21 protein-coding genes are annotated in these 21,079 nt (G+C 60.9%); 8 read left to right on the top strand and 13 right to left on the bottom strand.

Annotated elements, in window-relative coordinates; all coding sequences use genetic code 11:
- Positions 1 to 87 precede the first annotated feature (87 nt).
- The 8 genes from ACQY8Q_RS11280 to phnG form a co-directional block, all read right to left on the bottom strand.
- On the bottom strand, positions 88 to 705 hold the full coding sequence (locus tag ACQY8Q_RS11280; protein ID WP_428426661.1) for a DapH/DapD/GlmU-related protein: 618 nt from the start codon (positions 703 to 705) through the stop codon (positions 88 to 90).
- Positions 702 to 1,409 carry a phosphonate C-P lyase system protein PhnL gene (gene phnL, locus ACQY8Q_RS11285; RefSeq protein WP_428426662.1) on the bottom strand — a complete coding sequence of 236 codons (708 nt, stop codon included), beginning with the start codon at positions 1,407 to 1,409 and terminating at the stop codon, positions 702 to 704. Before phnL ends, ACQY8Q_RS11280 begins: the two co-directional genes overlap by 4 nt.
- A 2-nt stretch (positions 1,410 to 1,411) precedes the next feature.
- Positions 1,412 to 2,188, bottom strand: coding sequence for a phosphonate C-P lyase system protein PhnK (gene phnK / locus ACQY8Q_RS11290; protein ID WP_428426663.1), 777 nt, complete (start codon positions 2,186 to 2,188; stop codon positions 1,412 to 1,414).
- A 181-nt stretch (positions 2,189 to 2,369) separates the two neighbouring features.
- Entirely contained in the window at positions 2,370 to 3,248 is an 879-nt protein-coding gene (locus tag ACQY8Q_RS11295) for an alpha-D-ribose 1-methylphosphonate 5-phosphate C-P-lyase PhnJ (protein ID WP_428426664.1), read from the bottom strand.
- Positions 3,245 to 3,664 (bottom strand): FosX/FosE/FosI family fosfomycin resistance hydrolase, encoded by a 420-nt coding sequence (fosX, locus tag ACQY8Q_RS11300; RefSeq protein ID WP_428426665.1) that lies wholly within the window; start codon positions 3,662 to 3,664, stop codon positions 3,245 to 3,247. The genes ACQY8Q_RS11295 and fosX overlap by 4 nt, the downstream gene beginning before the upstream one ends.
- A complete protein-coding gene (locus ACQY8Q_RS11305) occupies positions 3,661 to 4,773 on the bottom strand; it encodes a carbon-phosphorus lyase complex subunit PhnI (RefSeq protein WP_428426666.1) in 1,113 nt (370 codons plus the stop codon). The genes fosX and ACQY8Q_RS11305 overlap by 4 nt, the downstream gene beginning before the upstream one ends.
- 3 nt (positions 4,774 to 4,776) lie before the next feature.
- Complete coding sequence (gene phnH, locus ACQY8Q_RS11310) at positions 4,777 to 5,397, bottom strand: phosphonate C-P lyase system protein PhnH (RefSeq protein WP_428426667.1); 621 nt, start codon at positions 5,395 to 5,397, stop codon at positions 4,777 to 4,779.
- Complete coding sequence (gene phnG / locus ACQY8Q_RS11315) at positions 5,397 to 5,864, bottom strand: phosphonate C-P lyase system protein PhnG (protein ID WP_428426668.1); 468 nt, start codon at positions 5,862 to 5,864, stop codon at positions 5,397 to 5,399. The genes phnH and phnG overlap by 1 nt, the downstream gene beginning before the upstream one ends.
- An 84-nt stretch (positions 5,865 to 5,948) precedes the next feature.
- Here phnG and phnF point away from each other — a divergent pair, with 84 nt between their 5' ends.
- A complete protein-coding gene (phnF, locus tag ACQY8Q_RS11320; RefSeq protein ID WP_428426669.1) occupies positions 5,949 to 6,686 on the top strand; it encodes a phosphonate metabolism transcriptional regulator PhnF in 738 nt (245 codons plus the stop codon).
- 58 nt (positions 6,687 to 6,744) lie between these two features.
- Here phnF and ACQY8Q_RS11325 read toward each other — a convergent pair whose 3' ends face one another.
- The 4 genes from ACQY8Q_RS11325 to fba all read right to left on the bottom strand — a co-directional run bounded on the left by ACQY8Q_RS11325 (position 6,745) and on the right by fba (position 10,064).
- The gene (locus ACQY8Q_RS11325) at positions 6,745 to 7,584 is read right to left on the bottom strand and encodes a fumarylacetoacetate hydrolase family protein (protein WP_428426670.1); all 840 of its coding nucleotides are present in this window, start codon (positions 7,582 to 7,584) and stop codon (positions 6,745 to 6,747) included.
- 91 nt (positions 7,585 to 7,675) lie between these two features.
- Positions 7,676 to 8,221 (bottom strand): gluconokinase, encoded by a 546-nt coding sequence (locus ACQY8Q_RS11330; RefSeq protein WP_428426671.1) that lies wholly within the window; start codon positions 8,219 to 8,221, stop codon positions 7,676 to 7,678.
- A complete protein-coding gene (locus ACQY8Q_RS11335; RefSeq protein WP_428426672.1) occupies positions 8,196 to 8,963 on the bottom strand; it encodes an SDR family oxidoreductase in 768 nt (255 codons plus the stop codon). The genes ACQY8Q_RS11330 and ACQY8Q_RS11335 overlap by 26 nt, the downstream gene beginning before the upstream one ends.
- A gap of 54 nt (positions 8,964 to 9,017) precedes the next feature.
- Entirely contained in the window at positions 9,018 to 10,064 is a 1,047-nt protein-coding gene (gene fba, locus ACQY8Q_RS11340) for a class II fructose-bisphosphate aldolase (RefSeq protein ID WP_428426673.1), read from the bottom strand.
- 642 nt (positions 10,065 to 10,706) lie between these two features.
- Here fba and ACQY8Q_RS11345 point away from each other — a divergent pair.
- The 5 genes from ACQY8Q_RS11345 (at position 10,707) to ACQY8Q_RS11365 (ending at position 17,076) form a co-directional block, all read left to right on the top strand.
- A complete protein-coding gene (locus ACQY8Q_RS11345; protein WP_428426674.1) occupies positions 10,707 to 12,305 on the top strand; it encodes a peptide ABC transporter substrate-binding protein in 1,599 nt (532 codons plus the stop codon).
- A gap of 58 nt (positions 12,306 to 12,363) precedes the next feature.
- Positions 12,364 to 13,287: an oligopeptide ABC transporter permease OppB gene (gene oppB / locus ACQY8Q_RS11350; RefSeq protein WP_428426675.1), complete on the top strand. Its 924-nt coding sequence runs from the start codon at positions 12,364 to 12,366 to the stop codon at positions 13,285 to 13,287.
- The gene (locus ACQY8Q_RS11355) at positions 13,280 to 14,407 is read left to right on the top strand and encodes an ABC transporter permease (protein ID WP_428426676.1); all 1,128 of its coding nucleotides are present in this window, start codon (positions 13,280 to 13,282) and stop codon (positions 14,405 to 14,407) included. Before oppB ends, ACQY8Q_RS11355 begins: the two co-directional genes overlap by 8 nt.
- A gap of 1 nt (position 14,408) precedes the next feature.
- Complete coding sequence (locus tag ACQY8Q_RS11360; protein ID WP_428426677.1) at positions 14,409 to 16,010, top strand: ABC transporter ATP-binding protein; 1,602 nt, start codon at positions 14,409 to 14,411, stop codon at positions 16,008 to 16,010.
- 154 nt (positions 16,011 to 16,164) lie between these two features.
- Positions 16,165 to 17,076, top strand: a complete 912-nt coding sequence (locus tag ACQY8Q_RS11365) for an SMP-30/gluconolactonase/LRE family protein (protein ID WP_428426678.1) — start codon at positions 16,165 to 16,167, stop codon at positions 17,074 to 17,076.
- 6 nt (positions 17,077 to 17,082) lie between these two features.
- Here ACQY8Q_RS11365 and ACQY8Q_RS11370 read toward each other — a convergent pair whose 3' ends face one another.
- Entirely contained in the window at positions 17,083 to 17,997 is a 915-nt protein-coding gene (locus ACQY8Q_RS11370) for a DMT family transporter (protein WP_428426679.1), read from the bottom strand.
- Positions 17,998 to 18,265: 268 nt separating this feature from the next.
- Between ACQY8Q_RS11370 and ACQY8Q_RS11375 the strand changes: the two genes are divergently transcribed.
- On the top strand, positions 18,266 to 20,575 hold the full coding sequence (locus ACQY8Q_RS11375; RefSeq protein ID WP_428426680.1) for an FdhF/YdeP family oxidoreductase: 2,310 nt from the start codon (positions 18,266 to 18,268) through the stop codon (positions 20,573 to 20,575).
- Positions 20,575 to 20,874 (top strand): hypothetical protein, encoded by a 300-nt coding sequence (locus ACQY8Q_RS11380; RefSeq protein WP_428426681.1) that lies wholly within the window; start codon positions 20,575 to 20,577, stop codon positions 20,872 to 20,874. Before ACQY8Q_RS11375 ends, ACQY8Q_RS11380 begins: the two co-directional genes overlap by 1 nt.
- The last annotated feature ends 205 nt before the right edge of the window (positions 20,875 to 21,079 follow it).

Raw genomic sequence — 21,079 nt, forward strand, 5'->3', positions numbered from 1 at the left:
GCGGTTGATGAAGGGGGAATGTCAGTTCGATGTTGTTTTTGTTACAGTCCACAATCCCCGCAAAGGCGGGGATTAGCGGGCTAAAGATCAGGCATTGTGACGGGCAAGGAATGCATCTGCATTCAGCATTCTGAAGTCGTCGAGGGCATCGCGCAGCTTGGCGTGATCCCAGTCCCACCAGGCCAGTTTCTCGAAGCGGCCGGCAATCTCCTTGCCGAAGCGTTCGCGGATCAGCTTGACCGGAACGCCACCGACGATGGTGTAGGGCGCCACATCCTTGGAGACGACGGCCCCCGAACCGACAACCGCACCGTTGCCGATCGTCACACCGGGCAGCACCGTCGCACCATGGCCGATCCAGACGTCGTGACCGATGACGACACGGTTTTCGCGGCGCCAGGCAAAGAAATCCTGCTCCATATCGGCATCCGGCCAGTAGTTCGAGGCGCGGTAGGTGAAATGGTGCAGCGTTGCCCGCCAGGTCGGATGGTTGGTGGCGTTGATACGAACGGATGCCGCCAGATTGGCGAACTTTCCGATCGTTGCGCACCAGATCATCCCGTCGCGCTCAATGTAGGAGTAGTCGCCGAACTCGACCTCGTCGAGGCGGCAACGATCGCCCACTTCCGTATACCGTCCAAGGGTCGATTGATTGACGGTGGCGGTTGGATGGATCGTCGGCTCTTCGCTGAGTTTCTGGCTCATGCGGCAGCCTTCCTCGGCGAGAACGCGGAGACATCGAGAATGCGGTCGGCGACGGCGTCGCGGACTTCCTCGTCATGGAAGATCCCGAGCAGGGCAACACCCTCAGCCTTCTTGGCGGCAATCATCTCGACGACGACACGACGGTTTGTGGCGTCGAGCGATGCCGTCGGCTCGTCGAGCAGAAGGATCGCATGATCGGTAATGAAGCCACGGGCAATGTTGACGCGCTGCTGCTCGCCGCCCGAGAAGGTCGCCGGCGGCAACTGCCAGAGTTCGCGCGGCAGGTTGAGTTTCGCCAGCAGTTCGGACGCTCTTTCACGCGCGACAGCCTGATCAACGCCGCGCGCCACAAGCGGCTCGGCAACGACATCGAGTGCCGACACGCGCGGAACAACCCGCAGGAACTGGCTGACATAACCCAGCGTATCGCGCCGGACTTCCAGCACAGCACGCGGTGCTGCCTGGGCAAGATCGACCAGATGACCCTGATGCTCGATCAGGATCTGGCCGGCATCGACGCCGTAATTGCCATACAGCATCTTCAGGATCGAACTCTTGCCGACGCCGGACGGACCGCCGAGTACGACGCATTCGCCTTTCTTGATGGAAAACGACACGCCATTGACGACCGGCAGCCGGATACCGTCGCGCAGGTGCATGGTGAAGCTCTTGGCGACTTCGGAAACAACGAGGGGAGTGGCCATGGTTACACCTGAAGGATCGAGGATACGAGAAGCTGGGTGTAGGGCTCGCGCGGATCGTCGAGCACCCGGTCGGTCAGCCCCTGCTCGATCACCAGACCATCCTTCATCACCATCATCCGGTGCGAGAGAAGACGGGCGACGGCAAGGTCGTGGGTGACGATGATCGCCGAGAGACCGAGGTCATGGACAAGGCCGCGCACCAGGTCGAGCAGACGGGCCTGAACCGAAACATCGAGACCACCGGTTGGCTCATCCATGAACACGAGACGTGGGGACGTCACCAGATTACGGGCGATCTGCAGGCGTTGGCGCATGCCGCCGGAAAAGGCGCGGGGCTGATCGTCGATGCGGTCTTCCTCAATCTCGACACGGCGCAGCCAGTCAGCCGCCGTGGCGCGGATATTGCCATAGTGCCGGTCGCCGACCGCCATCAGCCGCTCGCCGACATTGGCGCCTGCCGACACGGTCATGCGCAGGCCATCCGCCGGGTTCTGATGCACGAAACCCCAATCGGTGCGCATCAGGAAGCGGCGCTCCGCCTCGCCCATGCGGGCAAGATCGCGGTAATGGCCGTCGCGCATATGGTATTCGACAATGCCGGAACTGGGCATCAGCCGGGTGGAGAGACAGGACAGCAACGTCGTCTTGCCGGATCCGGATTCACCAACGATGGCAAGAACTTCACCGGGCCAAAGTTCGAAGGAGACGTTGCGGCATCCGATGCGGCTACCGTAGAATTTTGACACGTCGTTGACTTTGAGAAGCGGTGTCTGGGTCATGGGGCGGTTTCCATGTTTGAAAATGGCTGCAGGCTCGTATCTACCTCCCTCTTGAGGGGGGAGGTCGCCGCAAAGCGGCGGGTGGGGGTGATGATCACGGACGGAAAAAGGATCACCCCACCCCGGACCTGCGGTCCGACCCTCCCCCTCAAGGGGAGGGTAAAGTCATCTGCCGACCGCCTCATTCCGCAGCCTCCTGGCGTGCCAGCATCTCGCCCGCATGCCCATGTTCGCGGCGATCCTCGCAATGGTCGGTATCGGAGCAAACGAACATGCGCCCGCCCTTGTCGTCGAGAACGACTTCATCGAGATAGACCTGCTCGGCGCCGCACAGCGCGCAGGGCTTGTCGAAATGCTGGATCTCGAACGGATGATCCTCAAAATCGAGACTGACGACGTCGGTATAGGGCGGAACCGCGTAGATGCGCTTTTCGCGGCCGGCACCGAACAGCTGCAAGGCTTCCGACATATGCATTTTCGGATTGTCGAATTTTGGCGTCGGCGAAGGGTCCATGACGTAGCGGCCCTCGACCTTGACCGGATAGGCATAAGTCGTGGCGATATGGCCGTTGCGGGCAATATCCTCGTAAAGCTTTACATGCATCAGGCCGTATTCTTCCAGCGCGTGCATTTTTCGCGTTTCGGTCTCGCGCGGCTCGAGGAAACGCAGCGGTTCAGGGATCGGAACCTGGTAGACCAGCGTCTGGCCGGCGGTCAGTGCCTCCTCCGGAATGCGGTGGCGCGTCTGGATGATCGTCGCTTCGCGGGTCTTGGTTGTAACGGCCACATTGGCGACCTTCTGGAAGAAGGCACGAATCGACACGGCATTGGTGGTGTCGTCGGCGCCCTGGTCGATGACCTTCAGAACATCCTTGGGCCCAAGGATCGCCGCCGTCACCTGAACGCCGCCGGTCCCCCAGCCGTAAGGCATGGGCATTTCGCGCGATGCGAACGGAACCTGATAGCCGGGTATCGAAATCGCCTTGAGGATCGCCCGGCGGATCATCCGCTTGGTCTGCTCGTCGAGGTAAGCGAAGTTGTATGTGGCAAGGTCCGTCATTCGGCTGCCTCCTTCAAACGGGAATAGGTGGAGAGCCGCTCGGCAAGGGTGCCGGTGTGAAGCTCAAACAGGTGGTTGTCGGCATCGTGGAAATAGATCGAGCGGCCCTCGCCTTCGACGCGCGGACGCGGCGGCATGAGATCGAGGCCCAGCGACTGGATGCGCTCCAGATAGATGTCGACATCCTCGTCGCGAATCTTGAACGCGACGTGGTTGTAGGTGCGCTCGCTGAGGCTTTCGCCTTGCATGATGGCGATCCACAGGTCACCGATCGTGAAGAACTTTTCCGCCGAACGCGAAAACTGCATCTCATCGCTGGCATAGACCTGTTTCGCGCCGAAGACCGTCTGCAGAATGTCGGTCATGCGCTCGAGATCGCTGACGACGAAGGTGATGTGGGAGAGGTCCTCGATCATTCGGCCGCATCCCGAATGGGGTCGTTTTTCTCCACCCCGTTTCGTGCATCATATTCGGCGCGCATGCGGCGGACGAGATCGAGCTCGGCCTGGAAGTCGACATAATGCGGCAGCTTCAGGTGCTCGACGAAACCGGTCGCCTGGACGTTGTCGGAATGCGAAATGACGAATTCTTCGTCCTGCGCCGGAGCGACGATATCCTCGCCGAACTCCTCGGCACGCAGCGCCCGGTCGACCAGCGACATCGCCATCGCCTTGCGTTCGCTCTGGCCGAACACCAGGCCATAACCGCGGGTGAACTGCGGCGGGTTCTTGGCCGAGCCCTGGAATTGGTTGACCATCTGGCATTCGGTCACCTGCACCGGGCCAAGCGATACGGAAAAACCAAGTTCGGGAATATCGAGTTCGACCTCGACTTCGCCGATACGCACTTCGCCGACGAAGGGATGGGTGCGGGCATAGCCGCGCTGGGTGGAATAGGCGAGTGCCAGCAGGAAGCCTTCATCGCCGCGCGCCAAAGCTTGCAGACGCAGGTCGCGGTTCAGCGGAAATTCCAGCGGCTCGCGGGTAAGGTCGCCTGGAACATGATCCTCCGGCATCTGGCCGTCACTCTCGATCAGGCCTTCGCCGGCGAGGATGTCGGAGACCCGCATCATCGAGCTCTCATCCGCCGTCCGGCGCAGCGGCTCGGCCACAGGCTCGTCGGTCAGCAGCGACGGATCGAGCAGGCGGTGGGTGTAGTCGAATGTCGGCCCGAGCAGCTGGCCGCCCGGCAGGTCCTTGTAGGTCGCCGAGATACGGCGCTCGATCTTCATTTTGGCCGTATCGACCGGCACCGACATGCCGAAACGCGGCAGGGTGGTGCGATAGGCGCGCAGGATGAAGATCGCCTCAATCATGTCTCCGCGCGCCTGGCGCACGGCAAGAGCTGCGAGTTCACGATCATAGAGCGAGGCTTCCGCCATGACGCGATCGACCGCGAGGCCCAGCTGGGCAACGATCTGGTCGATCGAAATGGCCGGCAGTGACCGGTCACCACGGCGGCGGTCGGCGAGGAGCTGGTGCGCGTTGGCGATAGCGGCTTCGCCGCCCTTGACAGCAACATACATGGATCAGACCTCCCGGCGGCGAAGTTTGGTGGTGCGCGGCAGGCACAGGACATCCGTGCCGGCAACGAGGATCAGGTCGATGCCACGGGGAAACAGACCCCGGTTTTCGGCCCAGAGCGTCAGGAAGATGTCCGGCAGGCCTTGAGGGGCAACGATGATCTCGTCCCTGATCCCCGGGCCGGCGGCCACGAATTCTGGTCCGCCGTTAAGCGAAGCGATCTCGATCACCAGCGTGGACGAGCGATCAGGGTATTCTTGCGTGCCGAGAGCGAACTGGTCGAAACCCGGAACGATGCCACCGGCTTCGATGAAGACAAAACGGGCGTCCGGCTTGATATCGGTCACCGGTGCGCTGGTGTGGAAGGACAGCCAGGCAGGAACGGAGGATTGAGCGAGCGCACTGGTCAACCATACGGGCGTACCGTCATCGCAAAGCGTGAGGGCAATCGCACCAGCACCGGCCCCAAGCGGTGCAGGCGGCGTGGCAGAGGCGCCGAGCTGCAGGATCGTGCCCGGCCGGGCCGTGGCATCCATCAGTGCGCGGAAAACCGACTGCGACTGGAAGACCGGATCGGTGAACGCGCCGGCATAGGCGCTGGCGTGGATTTCGGTGTGAGCACCCATCAGTTGTCTCCCCGGACCATGGTGAAGAAATCGACCCGTGTTGCCGCAGTCTGTTCGGCATGTTTGCGGTCATCCGCTTCGATGCGGCTTTCCACCGCATCGATCAGCTGATCGACAGCGCTACGATGTTCCGGCCGCTGGTGAAGCGCGTCGAAGATGGCGGCGAGACGCGCCTTTTCCCGGTCGTTGCCAAGCAGTTGGCCATGGCCGATTTCGCCGGAACCGAGCCGCACCGTAGCGCGGCTGACGGTTGCCTCTCCGAGATTGAACGGGTCGCCACCGCCACCGATGCGGCCGCGCACCATGACGAGACCGGTTTCGGGACCACGGACCGGATGCACATCCGGTTTGGGCTCGATGGCCAGCCAGCTGGCCTGCAGCTCCTCACCGGAGGCTCGGGCCAGAAGGCCCATGATCCGTTTGCGCCCGTTCACCGCCGTGCCGGTATTTTGTTTGATCGCGTCCATTGCTTCCGTCCGAAATGTCTATTACGCTAGACAACTATACATCTGATGCTTTCTTCTAGAACCACAACGTGACGGGCTTGTGACATGAATGCGAAAAAGACAGTCGAACGGCAGACCGGCGTTGCCCTGTGGCGGCAGATCGCCGATCTGATACGGCTGTCGATCAGCAATGGCGATCACGACCAGACAGGCATGGTTCCGCCCGAAACTGTGCTCGCCGCGCAGTTCGGCGTCAACCGCCATACCGTGCGCAGCGCCCTTGCCGCTCTTGCCGACGAGGGACTGGTTCAAGCCATCCAGGGCCGGGGCACGATGATCCAACGGAAGGAGCGGCTGAGTTTTCCGATTTCGCGACGCACGCGGTTTTCACAGGGGCTTGGCGATCAGGCGCGCGATATCGAAGCCAAATTGCTCGCCCATGCGACGTTGCCAGCCGTGGGAGACGTTGCGAGCGGATTGCAGATCGCGCCGGGAACGGCCTGTGTTCAGCTGGACCTTGTCAGCAGCGCCGATGGACGCCCGTTATCCTGCTCTACCAGCTATTTCCCGATGGAACGGTTCGGGCAGATGGCCGAACAGTTCGAAAGGCTCGGCTCGATCACCAAGGCTTTCGCAGCGCAGGGCCTGGCCGACTACGTGCGGGTATCGACGGAACTCGTCGCCCGCCACGCCGATGCCGATGAACTGGTGCTGCTCCGGCTTTCGCCCGGCGCCATCGTCATCGCGGCAACGGCGATCAATGCCGATCCGGACGGGGTTCCTGTGCAGTTTTCCCGCACCCGCTTTGCCGCCGACCGCGTCAAGCTGAAGCTCGAAACCTGACGGCACGAAAAAGGGCGCAATGCCAAAACACGCGCCCTCCCCGAATTTGCGGCAGCAATCAGATGTCGGCGACGAAGGTCTGTTTCTGCGTGCCCAAGCCCTCGATACCCAGCTCGACGACATCGCCGTCTTTCAGATATTGCGGCGGCTTGAAGCCCATGCCGACGCCGGGCGGTGTTCCCGTCGAAATGATGTCACCGGGATGCAGGCTCATGAACTGGCTGAGATAGCTGACCACATGGGCGACACCGTAGACCATGGTTTTGGATGACCCGTTCTGCTTGCTGACACCATTGACGGTCAGCCACATCTTGAGGTTCTGCGGATCGGCAACCTCGTCCTTGGTCACCAGCCACGGGCCTGTCGGGCCAAACGTGTCGCAGGATTTTCCCTTGGTCCACTGTCCCGAACGCTTGGTCTGGAAATCGCGCTCGGAGACGTCGTTGATGACGCAATAGCCGGCAACATGCTCCAGCGCATCCGCTTCGGAAACATATTTGGCATTCTTGCCGATGATCACACCGAGCTCGACTTCCCAGTCGGTCGCTTCCGAACCGCGCGGAATGAGGACGTCGTCGTTCGGACCGACAATAGCCGAGGTCGCCTTCATGAAGATGACCGGCTCCGGCGGCACCGTGGCACCGGTTTCGGCGGCATGGTCGGCATAGTTCAAGCCGATGCAGATGAATTTCCCGGTCCCGGCAACGCAGGCACCAAGACGCGGACTGCCGCTAACCACCGGCAGGCTGTCGATATCCAGCCCCCTCGCCCAGCCCATGTCGCTGATTGCGTCACCGCCAATATCGGCAACGATGCCGCTCAAGTCGCGGATCTGGCCGTCCTTGTCGAGAATACCCGGCTTTTCGGAGCCCAACGGCCCGTAGCGCAAAAGTTTCATCTTTCCTCTTCCCTTGAAATCCAGACAATCTTGCCGTCTGACAGATCAAAGGCGGGCGGCGATGTAAAGCGCTTTTGCCCTTGGGCTGACCTCAGCGCGTCGGCAAATCTTGCAGTCCGGTCAGGGCCTTCCCGGCAATCTCTTCGACGGTCTGATCAACGTCGACAGTCACGACATCACGCTCGCCAGTTGGCGGCTCCAGCGTCGCGAACTGACTGTCGAGCAGCGATGCGGGCATGAAATGACCGGCGCGGGCCTTCATGCGTTTGTCGAAAACGGCGCGTGATCCCTCCAGGAAAACGAAGGCCAGACGGCCACCGGCCTCAATCCGCAAGCGGTCACGATAAACTTTCTTCAGCGCCGAACAGGAGACGATAACCCGTTCGCCGCGCGCGACGCTATCACCGATCAGGCTGCCAATATGATCGAGCCACGGCCACCGGTCGTCGTCTCCAAGCGGAATGCCGGCCGACATTTTCTCGATATTGGCAGCCGGGTGCAGGCTGTCGCCCTCGATAAACCGGCAGTTCAACGCTAACGCCAGACGCTCACCGACCGAAGTCTTGCCGCAGCCGCTGACGCCCATGACGATCACCGGCAGGCCCGGAATTTCAGAGAGAGGTGGTGATACCGCCATCGACATAAAGCGTGTGTCCATTCACGAAAGAAGAAGCGTTGCTCGCCAGGAACACCGCCGAGCCAACCAGCTCCTCGACATTTCCCCAGCGCGCTGCGGGTGTACGCTTTTCCAGCCAGCCTGAAAACTCCGGATTATCGACCAGCGCCTGATTGAGCGGTGTCCTGAAATAGCCGGGTGCGATCGCGTTGATCTGCAATCCGTGACGCGCCCAATCGGCGCACATACCGCGCGTCAGGTTGCGCACTGCACCCTTGGTCGCGGTGTAGGGCGCAATCCCGGGACGGGCGAGCTCGCTCTGAACCGAGGCGACATTGACGATCTTTCCCCGCCCCCGGCCGATCATGAAGCGGGCAACGGCCTGGCTGACATAAAAGACGCTGGAAATGTTGGTTGCCAGCAATTGCTCCCATTTGTCGGCCGGAAAATCTTCCAGCGGCGAGCGGAACTGCATGCCGGCATTGTTGATCAGGATATCGATCGCGCCGATTTCGCTCTCGATGATATCGACAGCCTCAGCAGCGGCATCCCTGCTGGTCACATCGAATGCAGCAGCATTGGCGACATGGCCGCTACCCCTGAGAGCGGAGACAGCCGCTTCGACCTTTTCGACATCACGGCCATTGACGACGATCTCGGCGCCATGGGCAGCGAGGCCCTCCGCCAAGGCAAAACCGATACCCTGGCTGGAGCCGGTAATCAGCGCGCGCCGGCCGGCCAGATCAAACAGCGGGAAGCTCATGCGATTGCCCTCGAGGCGGGATGTGGCGGAAAAACCTCCCGCCACAATGCGTCTTCAGCCAGCCTTTGAATAGGCCTTTGCCATATCGGGCAGACGCTTGACGCGGATTTTCGATGCCTGGCCGGCTGTGTTGAAGGCAATGAAACGCTCCTTGCAGACTTCGACCATGCGGGCGGTCGCAGGCTTCAGGTAGTTGCGCGGATCAAAGTTATCGGGGTTCTGCAGGTGATGTTTGCGAATTTCACCGGTGAAGGCGAGGCGCAGGTCGGTATCGATATTGACCTTGCGGACCCCCAGCGGAATGGCCTTCTGGATTTCTGCGAGCGGCACGCCCCAGGTCTGCTTCATCTGGCCGCCGAATTCGTTGAACAGGTCCTGCAGATCCTGCGGAACCGTGGACGAGCCGTGCATGACCATATGGGTGTTCGGCAGGCGCTTGTGGATTCGGGCAATGGTGTCGATCGACAGGATTTCGCCGTCCGGCGCGCGGGTAAACTTGTAGGCACCGTGGCTCGTGCCGATGGCGACGGCCAGCGCATCGACGCCGGTCTTTTCGACAAAATCGAAAGCCTGTTCCGGATCGGTCAGCAATTCCTCGCGGGACAGCTTGCCTTCGAAGCCGTGGCCGTCTTCCTTTTCGCCGGCACCCGTTTCCAGATTGCCGAGACAGCCAAGTTCACCTTCGACCGAAACGCCGGCGGCATGGGCGATCTTCACCACTTCGGCGGTGACGCCGACATTGTACTCATAGGACGCGATCGACTTGCCGTCAGCCAGAAGCGACCCGTCCATCATGACGGAGGTAAAGCCGTTGGTGATCGCCGAGATGCAGGTCGAGGGCTGGTCGCCATGGTCGAGATGCAGACAGACCGGGATATGCGGATATTCTTCGGTGGCACCGAGGATCAGATGACGCAGGAACGCATCGCCTGCATAGGCGCGGGCACCACGGCTTGCCTGCAGGATGACCGGAGAATCCGTGGCATCGGCGGCGCGCATGACAGCCTGGATATATTCCAGATTGTTCACGTTGAACGCGGGCAGCGCGTAATTGTTTTCAGCGGCATGGTCCAAAAGCTGCCGCAAGGTGATCAATGCCATCGTCAGAAGTCTCCCGTTATCTCAGCACATCGTTCCTGATCACGATGCACACCTTATTCTCCACATGAGCAGAAGTGCTCTCCACAAAAGCCAACTGGTATCGCGACCAGGCCTCCTGGCGAATGTGCGTGGTTTTTCCAGGGCACCATAATTGATGATCCGGGTTTGGCAACCGCTACAACGGCGGAAATGCAGCCACTGGGCATCCGGAAACGTTACAGGTCGCGTGTTCTGGCAAATTATCCTGCATTTTTTTGCTGACGCACGAAAAACAACCTGAAATTGAAATACAACCGCATCACCCGGTCCCTACGTGCGCTCATCTTGGCAGCTTTTCGAAACGTTCCCGAGGCCGTTGTGCACGATCACTTTCGCAAGGCGCCCTCTCGCGCACGCATATTACGTAAACCGCCGCAAAAAATCAGGAAGCTTGCGCGGACTGTCAGGGCGGTCCTCTGAGGACCGTACAAGACGACACAACTCGACTGGAAAATGACGAGATTGAAATGCAACCAAGGCGCTATAATTACCCGTCCGCGAGCGACATGGCGACGCCATGGACGACATAAAGAGCCTTGCCACTGGAAAATTTTTGGCATTCTATCGCCGCTTCACAACCAAAAAAAGGGGACGGAAAACACAATGACACTGGCAAAAATCAACCTCCGCGCAGCGCTGCTGCTTGGATCAATTCTCATCGGTGCGAGCCCCGCGCTGGCAGAAACCGTCCTCCACCGCGGCAATGCCGGCGAGCCACAGACGCTCGACCAGGCCCACACCTCGATCAACATCGAAGAATTCATTCTGAAGGACCTCTATGAAGGCCTGACGATCTATGATGCCGCCGGCAAGATCGTTCCCGGTGCCGCTGAAAGCTGGACCCTGTCTGACGACGGTCTCGTTTACACTTTCAAGCTGCGCGCCGGTGCCAACTGGTCCGACGGTTCGCCGGTTACCGCTGGCGACTTCGTCTTCTCGCTCCAGCGTGTCGAAGACCCGAAGACTGCGGCCGGTTATGCCAATATCCTTTTCCCGATCAAGAATGCCCAGAAGATCAACAAGGGCGAATTGCCTCTCGACCAGCTCGGTGTGAAAGCCGTTGACGACAAGACGGTGGAAATCACCCTTGAGCGCCCGACCCCATTCTTCCTTGAGCTCCTTGCCCACCAGACCGCGCTGCCGGTTTCCAAGGCCAGTGTCGAGAAGAACGGCGCCGATTTCGTCAAGCCGGGCGTGATGGTCTCCAACGGAGCCTACAAGCTCGTTGCCCATACGCCAAACGACAGCCTGACAACCGAAAAGAACCCGTCCTACTGGGATGCGGCAAACGTCAAGATCGACAAGGTGATCTTCTACCCGATCGACGACCAGGCAGCCTCCGTGCGCCGCTTCGAGGCCAAGGAAATGGACCTGGCCTACAACTTCTCGGCCGACCAGCTGGAGCGCCTGCGTACAGCCCATGGCGACCAGGTTCACGTTTCGCCGACGCTCGCCACCTACTACTACAACTTCGACACCCGCCAGGAGCCGTATAACGACGTTCGCGTTCGACGCGCGCTGTCCATGGCCGTCGATCGCGACTTCCTCGCCAAGGAAATCTACTCGGGCTCGCAGCTGCCGGCCTACTCGATGGTACCTCCGGGCATGGCAAGTTACGGCGATCCATCCAAGGCTGATTTCGCCGACAAATCTCAGCTCGACCGCGAAGACGAAGCGCTGAAGCTGATGAAGGAAGCCGGTTACGGCGAAGGCGGCAAGCCGCTGGCGATCGAAATCCGCTACAACACCAACCCGAACCACGAGCGCGTGGCAACCGCCGTTGCCGACATGTGGAAGAACACATTCGGCGCCAAGGTGTCACTGGTCAATCTCGACGTTTCCTCGCACTACGCCTACCTGCAGGAAGGCGGCAAGTTCAACGTCGCCCGCGCCGGCTGGGTTGCCGACTATGCGGATGCCGAGAACTTCCTGGCGCTCAGCGCCTCTTCGAACAAGACCTTCAACTACAGCCATTTCGAAAACCCCGAGTTCGACGCTCTGATGAAGAAGTCCTACGAGGAAACCGATCCGGCTGCCCGTTCCAAGACGCTTCACGAAGCTGAAGCGTTGCTGATGAAGGAACAGCCGATTGCACCGTTCCTGACCCAGGCTGACCTTTGGCTGGTGTCCAGCAGGGTGAAGGGTTGGCAGGACAATGCTGCAAACCAGCACCTGAGCCGCTTCCTGAGCGTTTCCGAATAACGGATTCTGATACGCGGCGGCCCGTTGCCGCCGCGTATCACGGTCAGAGAGTAAAGCCATGATTTCCTTTGTCCTGCGCCGCCTTGCGAGCGCCGTGCCGACGCTGTTTATCGTCGTCACGATTTCCTTCTTCCTGATGCGGTTCGCCCCCGGCGGTCCCTTCAATCTCGAGCGCCCGCTGCCGCCTCAGACGATGGCGAACCTGATGGCCACCTACCATCTCGATCAGCCGCTCTGGAACCAGTACCTCACCTATATCAGCAATGCCGTCACCGGCGATTTCGGACCGAGCTATGTCTACAAGGACAACACGGTCGCCGAGCTGATCGGCAAGGGCCTGCCTTATTCGATGGAACTCGGCTTTTATGCCCTCTTGCTTGCACTGTTTGGCGGCGTTCTTGCCGGTACAATCGCGGCGCTTCGGCAAAACAGCGCCCTCGACTTTCTCATCATGTCTGTTTCGACCATGGGCGTCACGATACCGAACTTCGTCGTCGGCCCCGTGCTGACGCTGATCTTTGCTATCACGCTGTCCTGGCTCCCCGCCGGTAGCTGGGGTGATGGTTCGCTGCGCTTCCTGATCCTGCCGATGATTGCCCTTGCGCTGCCGCAGCTGGCGGTCTTTGCCCGGCTGACACGCGGCTCGATGATCGAGGCGCTGCACACCGACCATATCCGCACAGCGCGCGCCTACGGCCTGCCGTCGCGCACGGTGGTCATCACCCATGCGATGCGCGCGGCGATGTTGCCGGTTGTTTCGTATCTGGCACCAGCCGCAGCGGCCTTGCTCACCGGCTCAGCTGTGGTCGAGACCATTTTCACCATTCCCGGCGTCGGCCGTTATTTCGTGCTCGGCGCAATCAACCGCGATTACACGCTGGTCATGGGCACCGTCGTGCTGATCGCCATCTTCGTCATCGTTTTCAATCTCCTGGTCGACATTCTCTACGGCCTTCTCGATCCGAGGGTTCGCCATGACTGATATTGTCACCACGGAACTGCCGCCGGAAACAGCCAGCAGAAGCCTGTTCCAGCTTGCCACCCTGCGCTTTCGGCGCAATCGTGCCGCCATGGCCGGCTGCGTGACGCTGCTGCTGATCACCCTGTTTTCGTTCCTCGGCCCCTATTTCATCAGCCACACCTATGACCAGGTGTTCCCGTCCTACGTCTCGGTGCCGCCCAGCCTGGAGCCACGGCCGGATGCGTCCAGCCTGCAGGACGTCATGGAGGGTGTTGCCGGACGCGCCCGCGTCCAGTTGAAGGAGTTTGCCGTCGAAGGCCAGACGTTCACGGCCACTGTGACCTCCGACACGCAGATCGATCCACGCACCACGCGCTATTTCGACCGGGCTAACGAATTCGACAGCACGCAGGTCGTCGCTACTGAAGACGATGGCAAAACGTTGAAGCTGACCGGCCAGGTCTCGCGGGAGTATTTCCTGTTCGGCACGGATTCGAACGGCCGCGATCTGATGGCCCGCGTCATGCTCGGCGGCCAAATTTCGATCGCCGTTGGCCTGCTCGCCAGCCTGGTTTCGCTCAGCATCGGTGTCCTCTACGGCGCGACCTCGGGTTATATTGGCGGCCGCGTCGACAATGTGATGATGCGGTTTGTCGAAATCCTCTATTCACTGCCTTTCGTCTTCCTCGTCGTCGTGCTCGTGGTGTTCTTCGGGCGCTCGTTCATCCTGATCTTTCTCGTCATCGGCGCGGTAGAATGGCTGGACATGGCCCGTATCGTGCGCGGCCAGACGCTGGCCCTGAAGCGGCGTGAGTTCATCGGTGCGGCACAGGCTCTCGGGCTAACCGACTGGCAGATCATCCGCCGCCACATCATTCCGAATACGATTGGGCCGGTCGTGGTCTTCGTCACCGTCGTCGTGCCGAAGGTCATCCTGCTCGAAAGCTTCCTGTCCTTCCTCGGCCTTGGCGTTCAGGCGCCGCTGACCAGCTGGGGCGCGCTGATTGCCGAAGGTGCCAACAACATCCAGTCGGCACCCTGGCTTTTGATCTTCCCGGCGATCTTCTTCGTCCTCACCCTGTTCTCGCTCAATTTCGCCGGTGACGGCCTGCGCGATGCGCTCGACCCGAAGGACCGCTGACATGAATGATAAACGGGAAACAATTCTCGCTGTCCGCGACCTCAAGGTCACCTTCACGACGCCGGATGGCGACGTGAAGGCAGTCAAGGGCATTGATCTCGACATCAAGGCCGGCGAAACGCTGGCCGTAGTGGGCGAGAGCGGCTCCGGCAAGAGCCAGACGATGATGGGCATCATGGGCCTGCTGGCCGGCAACGGCCAGGTCACCGGCTCGGCAAAGTATCGCGGCCAGGAACTGGTCGGGCTGCCGCTGAAAGCGCTCAATAAAGTACGCGGCGCCAAGATCACTATGATCTTCCAGGAGCCGATGACCTCGCTCGATCCGCTCTACACGATCGGCCGGCAGATCGCCGAACCGATAGTCCATCACCGGGGCGGCAATTTTAAACAGGCCCGCGCCCGCGTGCTTGAATTGCTGGAATTGGTCGGCATTCCCGATGCCAAACGCCGCATCGACAGCTATCCGCACGAAATGTCCGGCGGCCAGCGTCAGCGCGTGATGATCGCCATGGCGCTTGCCAACGATCCCGACATCCTGATCGCCGACGAACCGACGACGGCGCTCGACGTCACCATCCAGGCGCAGATCCTCGACCTGCTCAATTCGCTGCAGGCCAAGTTCGGCATGGCGGTGGTGCTGATCACCCACGATCTCGGCATCGTCAAGCATTTCGCCAGCCGGGTCGCGGTCATGCGCCGCGGCGAAGTGGTCGAGACGGGAACGACGGCGGATATCTTCGAACGCCCGCAGGCTGATTATACCAAGATGCTGCTCGCCGCCGAGCCGCATGGCCGCAAGCTTTCTCCCGGCGACAAGGCACCGATCATTCTCGAAGGTACGAATGTCGCCGTTGACTATGCCACTGGCGGCGGCCTGTTCGGCAGTTCGGCAGGCATCTTCCGCGCCGTCGATGGGGTCAGCATCCGGCTGAAGGAAGGCCAGACCATTGGCATTGTCGGTGAATCCGGGTCCGGCAAATCGACACTCGGCCGCGCACTGCTGCGGTTGGTGCCAAGTACCGGCCGCTATCAGTTCGGAACAACCAATATTTCCGACTTCGGCCGTTCCGCCATGCGACCGCTGCGCCGGCAATTGCAACTGGTCTTTCAGGATCCATACGGTTCCCTGTCGCCGCGCCAGACGGTCGGGGAAATCATCACCGAGGGCCTCTATGTCCACGAGCCACAGCTGAGCAGGGCCGAACGCGACAAGCGCGCCATCGAGGCGCTGAAGGAGGTTCGGCTCGATCCGGCGGCGCGTAACCGTTATCCGCACGAATTCTCCGGTGGCCAGCGCCAGCGCATTGCCATCGCCCGTGCCATCATCCTGAAGCCCAAGGTCGTCATCCTCGACGAACCGACCTCGGCGCTTGATCGCTCGGTCCAGGGCCAGGTCATCGACCTTCTGCGCGACCTGCAGAAGGCGCACGGGCTGTCCTACATTTTCATCAGCCACGACCTGTCGGTGATCAAGGCGATGTCGGATTATGTGGTGGTGATGAAGAACGGCAAGATTGTCGAGGAAGGCGATACCGACGCGATCTTCGAGGCGCCGCGTGAAAACTACACCCAGACCCTGATGAGCGCTGCCTTCACGGCGTGACATCTCAAGAGCCCGGCCAACCCGCCGGGCTCCCACCGCTTTCACCGCACGTTCTTGTGGTTTCAATCTCGACAGCCTAGGCTCACACCAGGGGAGCCTCCCGAAGCGATCGCTGCCGGGCGGGTAAGAAACAACGGGAATACGGGGACGGACCATGACCAGCCCATCGCTTTACGAAATCCACGATCACCGCTTTCGCGCGCTGATCGTCGGCAGCGCCGTCCTCGAAGAACTGTATTCCGGCTGCCGCTGGGCCGAAGGTCCGGTCTGGTTCGATGATGCCCAGCAGCTGTTGTGGAGCGACATTCCCAATCAGCGCATGCTGCGCTGGGTGCCGGACGGCGGCGTCTCGGTCTTTCGTGCGCCCTCGAATTTCGCCAATGGCCACACGCGCGACCGGCAGGGGCGGCTGGTCTCCTGCGAACACGGCACCCGCCGTGTCACCCGCACCGAGGCGGATGGCTCGATCACAGTGTTGGCCGACAGCTTTGAGGGCAAGCGGCTGAATTCGCCCAATGACGTCGTTGTGCGCTCCGATGGCAGCATCTGGTTCAGCGATCCGACCTACGGCATCCTGTCAGACTATGAGGGCTACAAATCAGCCCCGGAGCAGGACAAGCGCAGCATCTACCGGCTCGACCCTGTGACCGGCGCACTGACCGCCGCCGCCAGCGATTTCCTCCAGCCGAACGGCCTTGCCTTCTCGCCGGGTGAAACCAAGCTCTATGTTGCCGACAGCGGCACCAATCCCGACGATACGGCGCCGGCCCATATCCGGGTCTATGATGTCGAAGGCACGCGCCTGACCAATTCCGGTGTCTTCTGCCATCTCGATGAAGGCCGCCCGGATGGATTTCGCCTCGATACCAACGGCAATCTGTGGACCAGCGGCGGCCATGCCGTGCATTGCTTCGCCCCGGACGGCACGCTGCTCGGCAAGATCCGTATCCCGCAGGGCGTTTCCAACCTTACCTTCGGCGGCCCGCGCCGCAACCGGCTGTTCATCACTGCGACGCAATCGGTCTACTCGATCTACGTGACGGCGACCGGCGTCCAGCGGCCGTGATGATTTCTATTCTTTGATCTCGCCCCGGTGCTTCAGCTGCTGTTCGCGGAAGAAGATGAACAGGCCGGAGGCGATGATCAGCCCTGCGCCGACGATCACGGTCCAGCGTGGTGTATCACCAAAGAACATCCAGCCGAACACCACCGCCCAGAACAGCAGCGTATATTGCAGCGGCACGACGGTTGCTGCATCCGCAAGCTTCAGCGAGCGGCTGACCAGCAGATGGGCCATCATCGCGACGATACCGAGCAGGCACAGCGCAAACAGCGCCTGCATATCCATCGGTGCCCAGCCGGCGGTATTGGCACCGACGCCGACCAGCGAAAAGATCAGCGCGCCGCTCAGCTGCCAGAAGATCAGCGTCGTATCCGGCGTCGAGCGTAAGGTCCGCCCGAGAAGCAACGCGAAGGCAAAGGCGGCACTACCAACCAGCGCAATCAGCGCTGGCAGCGAAAAGCTCTTGGCCGAAGGTTCCAGCGCCACGATCACCCCGGCAAAGCCGATCAGGATCGCGGTCCACCGCCGCCAACCGACTTTTTCACCCAATAGAAACGGCGAGGCCGCAGCCACATAGATTGGCGCTGCCAGCCAATAGGTCATCGCATCGGCAAGCGGCATATAGGCGACGGCATAATAAAAGGCCGACGCATCGACGGCGAACAGCAGCGAGCGCAGCGCATGCAGCCAAGGCCGATCGACCTGGATCAGGCTGCGCCAGCCGCGCTTGATGAAAAACGGCGTCAGCACGACAAGCGCCGCGATGCTGCGGATGGTCATTAGCTGGGGAACGGAATAGGTCGAGACCAGCCATTTGCCCATGACGTCGTTGAGCGAAAACATCAGCATGCCAAGCAGCATGATCAGCACGCCATTGCGCGCGGCGTTCGATGAGTGGGCAATAGATGTGGTTTCGGCGGTCATTGCGGCGGTTCCGGCGGAGATGCGTCGCAGTCGCACATTCCGGCCAGACGATCCAGTCGCGAAAAGGCATAGGTCCATCAACAATTGGAATGCCAGTCCTGCGCGGCAGTATCCGGCGGCCTGCTACGCGTCAGATCGATAGAAATCCTCTATCGCCACATGCGACATGCCCCCTTGAACAGAAAGAGAAATTCGCTCAGAAGCCTCCATACACCGCATTTTTGATCGGGTTTCTTCTATCGGCTGCGCGCCAGGGATCGCTGCGTTCATGGGCAAGACTGTTTTCATCGGCAAAGCCTCCAATGCTGCCGGCGGCTGGGGAGCGTTGAAGAGCTGCGGCAAGCGGCTTCTAGAAAGCGGGTCACCGATTTCGGGCGCCCGCGCCCTGTTGAAGGCCAATCAGCCCGATGGTTTCGACTGCCCCGGCTGCGCCTGGGGTGACCCCGCGCACGGCTCCTCGTTCGAATTCTGCGAAAACGGCGTCAAGGCCGTGGCCTGGGAAGCGACCGACAAGCGTACGCCACCGGATTTCTTTGCCGCCCACACCGTCAACGCCCTCCAATCCTGGAGTGACTACGAGCTAGAGCAGCAGGGCCGGCTCACCCATCCGATGCGCTATGATCCCGCAACAGACACCTATGTGCGCGTCAGCTGGGACGACGCCTTTGCCGAGATCGGCGAAATCCTCAACAGCTTCGATACCCCGGACCGGGCGGAATTCTACACGTCCGGTCGCGCCTCTAACGAAGCCGCTTTCCTCTATCAGCTGTTCGTCCGGCTCTATGGCACCAACAATTTCCCCGATTGCTCCAATATGTGCCATGAGGCCAGCGGCGTCGCCATGAAGCAGGCGATCGGCGTCGGCAAGGGCACCGTGTTGCTGGAAGATTTCGGAAAGGCCGACGCCATCTTCGTCATCGGCCAGAACCCCGGCACCAACCATCCACGCATGCTGGGCGATCTACGCCGGGCCGCACTGCGCGGCGCAAAAATTGTGGTGTTCAATCCCGTGCGCGAACGCGGGCTGGAACGGTTCGCCGATCCGCAGGACAAGCTGGAAATGCTGCGCGGCGGCTCGACCGAGATCGCCAGTGACTATTTCCAGCCACGGTTGGGCGGCGACATGGCGGCTGTGCGCGGCATGGCCAAGGCCGTTTTTGCGGCTGACGATGCAGCCCTTGCAGCGGGCGAACCCTCGGTTCTCGATCACGAATTTCTGGCGCAGCACACCGCCGATTTCGAAGCCTATCGTACTGCTGTCGGAACGACCGGCTGGACCGAGATCGAGGACCAGTCCGGCCTGACCCGTCTCGAGATTGAGCGGGCAGCCGACACCTATCTTGGCGCCGAGCGGGTGATCTGCACCTGGGCGATGGGCGTGACGCAGCACCGGCATTCGGTCATCACTATCCGCGAAATCGCCAACTTCATGATGTTGCGCGGCAATATCGGCAAGCCCGGCGCCGGTCTCTGCCCGGTACGGGGCCATTCCAATGTGCAGGGTGACCGCACCGTCGGCATCAACGAAAAAGCGCCGCCAGCCTTTCTCGATGCGCTGGAAAAGGAATTCGATTTCAAGGCACCGCGCAAGGAGGGCCATAATGTACTCGCCGCGATCGGTGCCATGCTGGATGGTTCGGCCCGGGCCTTCATCGGCCTTGGCGGCAATTTCGCCCGCGCCACGCCGGACAGCCCGATCATCGCCAAGGCACTCGTCACGCAAAAGCTGACGGTCAATATCGCCACCAAGCTCAACCACTCGCATCTGATGCCGGGCGAAGTGAGCTTCATCCTGCCCTGCCTTGGCCGCACCGAGATCGACCGCAACTCGAAGGGCGTCAGTCAGATCGTCACCGTCGAGGATTCGATGAGCATGGTGCATGGCTCCGGCGGCATTAACAAACCAGCCTCCCCGGAATTGCGCTCGGAAGTCGCCATCATCGCCGGTATCGCGGCCGCCACCGTCGGCTCTGCCAAGGTCGATTGGGCAGCACTTGCCGATAATTACGATCTGATCCGCGATCACATCGCCAATGTCATTCCCGGCTTCGAAGATTACAACGCGCGCGTCCGCAAGCCGCGCGGTTTTCATTTGCGCAATGCCGCCTCCCACCGCGAATGGGAAACACCGGGCGGCCGCGCCACCTTTTGGACAGGCCCGTTGCCAACGGCCGTCGAGCATCAGGTCGCCCGTGGTCAGGACGGCGTCTTCGTGCTCCAGACTTTCCGCTCGCACGACCAGTACAACACGACAATCTACGGCATGGATGACCGCTATCGCGGCGTCTACGGCGAGCGCAGCGTCGTCTTTATCAACCCGGCCGATCTCGCCGAACTTGGCGCCGAAGCCGGCGACCGGGTCGATGTCATCGGCCGGCACGACGATGGCGTTTCCCGCATCGCCAGCGATTTCCGGCTGGTGCCCTATGATATCCCGCGCGGTTGCGTTGCCGGTTACTATCCCGAACTGAACGTGCTCGTACCCTTGTCGAGCGCCGGCGACGAGAGCGATACGCCGACATCGAAATCGGTCCTCGTGTCGTTCCGTACCCAAGCTACGATTGCCACTGCAGCCTGATGCCGAAGAGTTTTACCGAAGCAGAGTTCCTGGCGCATGTCGCTGCGGTACAGGCGCAAGATCCGGTGCTTTCGCCGCTGATGGCGGGGATCGTGACGGCTCTATTCCTGGAGATCGCCGCTGATAGCCGCATATTCGCAAAGCTGTTTGGCATTGAACATGCCCTCGTTCTGCGCGAGATCAACCAGCTGACCGATCCGGACGCGCCAGTCGTCATTGCCCGCCGGGATGCCCGTACACAGCGAACATATCTTAAGCTTACGGTAAAAGGTGAGGCACTTTGCCGCCTCATCCCTTGACCTTGGCCAAAGGCTTGCTAAGTAAACATCGACTCCGGCAGCGCAGGGCATTTTAACACGCCTGCTGAGCAAACCTGATACCGGGCCCCTCTGGCGAGAATTTACGGCGCTCTCGCGATGTCGGTATTACCCCGCAAATAAGCCGGCGGATTGTAAGCAAATGACACTCCATATCTTGCGTTCTTCGCATGCCGTTCGTGGCATG

The organism is Pararhizobium sp., assembly GCF_965279435.1.
Classification (GTDB): Bacteria; Pseudomonadota; Alphaproteobacteria; order Rhizobiales; family Rhizobiaceae; genus Pararhizobium.

Coding starts and splice junctions, on each gene's coding strand:
- ACQY8Q_RS11280 (WP_428426661.1), bottom strand. CDS start 705: ATGAGCCAGAAACTCAGCGAAGAGCCGACGATCCATCCAACCGCCACC.
- phnL (WP_428426662.1), bottom strand. CDS start 1,409: ATGGCCACTCCCCTCGTTGTTTCCGAAGTCGCCAAGAGCTTCACCATG.
- phnK (WP_428426663.1), bottom strand. CDS start 2,188: ATGACCCAGACACCGCTTCTCAAAGTCAACGACGTGTCAAAATTCTAC.
- ACQY8Q_RS11295 (WP_428426664.1), bottom strand. CDS start 3,248: ATGACGGACCTTGCCACATACAACTTCGCTTACCTCGACGAGCAGACC.
- fosX (WP_428426665.1), bottom strand. CDS start 3,664: ATGATCGAGGACCTCTCCCACATCACCTTCGTCGTCAGCGATCTCGAG.
- ACQY8Q_RS11305 (WP_428426666.1), bottom strand. CDS start 4,773: ATGTATGTTGCTGTCAAGGGCGGCGAAGCCGCTATCGCCAACGCGCAC.
- phnH (WP_428426667.1), bottom strand. CDS start 5,397: ATGGGTGCTCACACCGAAATCCACGCCAGCGCCTATGCCGGCGCGTTC.
- phnG (WP_428426668.1), bottom strand. CDS start 5,864: ATGGACGCGATCAAACAAAATACCGGCACGGCGGTGAACGGGCGCAAA.
- phnF (WP_428426669.1), top strand. CDS start 5,949: ATGAATGCGAAAAAGACAGTCGAACGGCAGACCGGCGTTGCCCTGTGG.
- ACQY8Q_RS11325 (WP_428426670.1), bottom strand. CDS start 7,584: ATGAAACTTTTGCGCTACGGGCCGTTGGGCTCCGAAAAGCCGGGTATT.
- ACQY8Q_RS11330 (WP_428426671.1), bottom strand. CDS start 8,221: ATGGCGGTATCACCACCTCTCTCTGAAATTCCGGGCCTGCCGGTGATC.
- ACQY8Q_RS11335 (WP_428426672.1), bottom strand. CDS start 8,963: ATGAGCTTCCCGCTGTTTGATCTGGCCGGCCGGCGCGCGCTGATTACC.
- fba (WP_428426673.1), bottom strand. CDS start 10,064: ATGGCATTGATCACCTTGCGGCAGCTTTTGGACCATGCCGCTGAAAAC.
- ACQY8Q_RS11345 (WP_428426674.1), top strand. CDS start 10,707: ATGACACTGGCAAAAATCAACCTCCGCGCAGCGCTGCTGCTTGGATCA.
- oppB (WP_428426675.1), top strand. CDS start 12,364: ATGATTTCCTTTGTCCTGCGCCGCCTTGCGAGCGCCGTGCCGACGCTG.
- ACQY8Q_RS11355 (WP_428426676.1), top strand. CDS start 13,280: ATGACTGATATTGTCACCACGGAACTGCCGCCGGAAACAGCCAGCAGA.
- ACQY8Q_RS11360 (WP_428426677.1), top strand. CDS start 14,409: ATGAATGATAAACGGGAAACAATTCTCGCTGTCCGCGACCTCAAGGTC.
- ACQY8Q_RS11365 (WP_428426678.1), top strand. CDS start 16,165: ATGACCAGCCCATCGCTTTACGAAATCCACGATCACCGCTTTCGCGCG.
- ACQY8Q_RS11370 (WP_428426679.1), bottom strand. CDS start 17,997: ATGACCGCCGAAACCACATCTATTGCCCACTCATCGAACGCCGCGCGC.
- ACQY8Q_RS11375 (WP_428426680.1), top strand. CDS start 18,266: ATGGGCAAGACTGTTTTCATCGGCAAAGCCTCCAATGCTGCCGGCGGC.
- ACQY8Q_RS11380 (WP_428426681.1), top strand. CDS start 20,575: ATGCCGAAGAGTTTTACCGAAGCAGAGTTCCTGGCGCATGTCGCTGCG.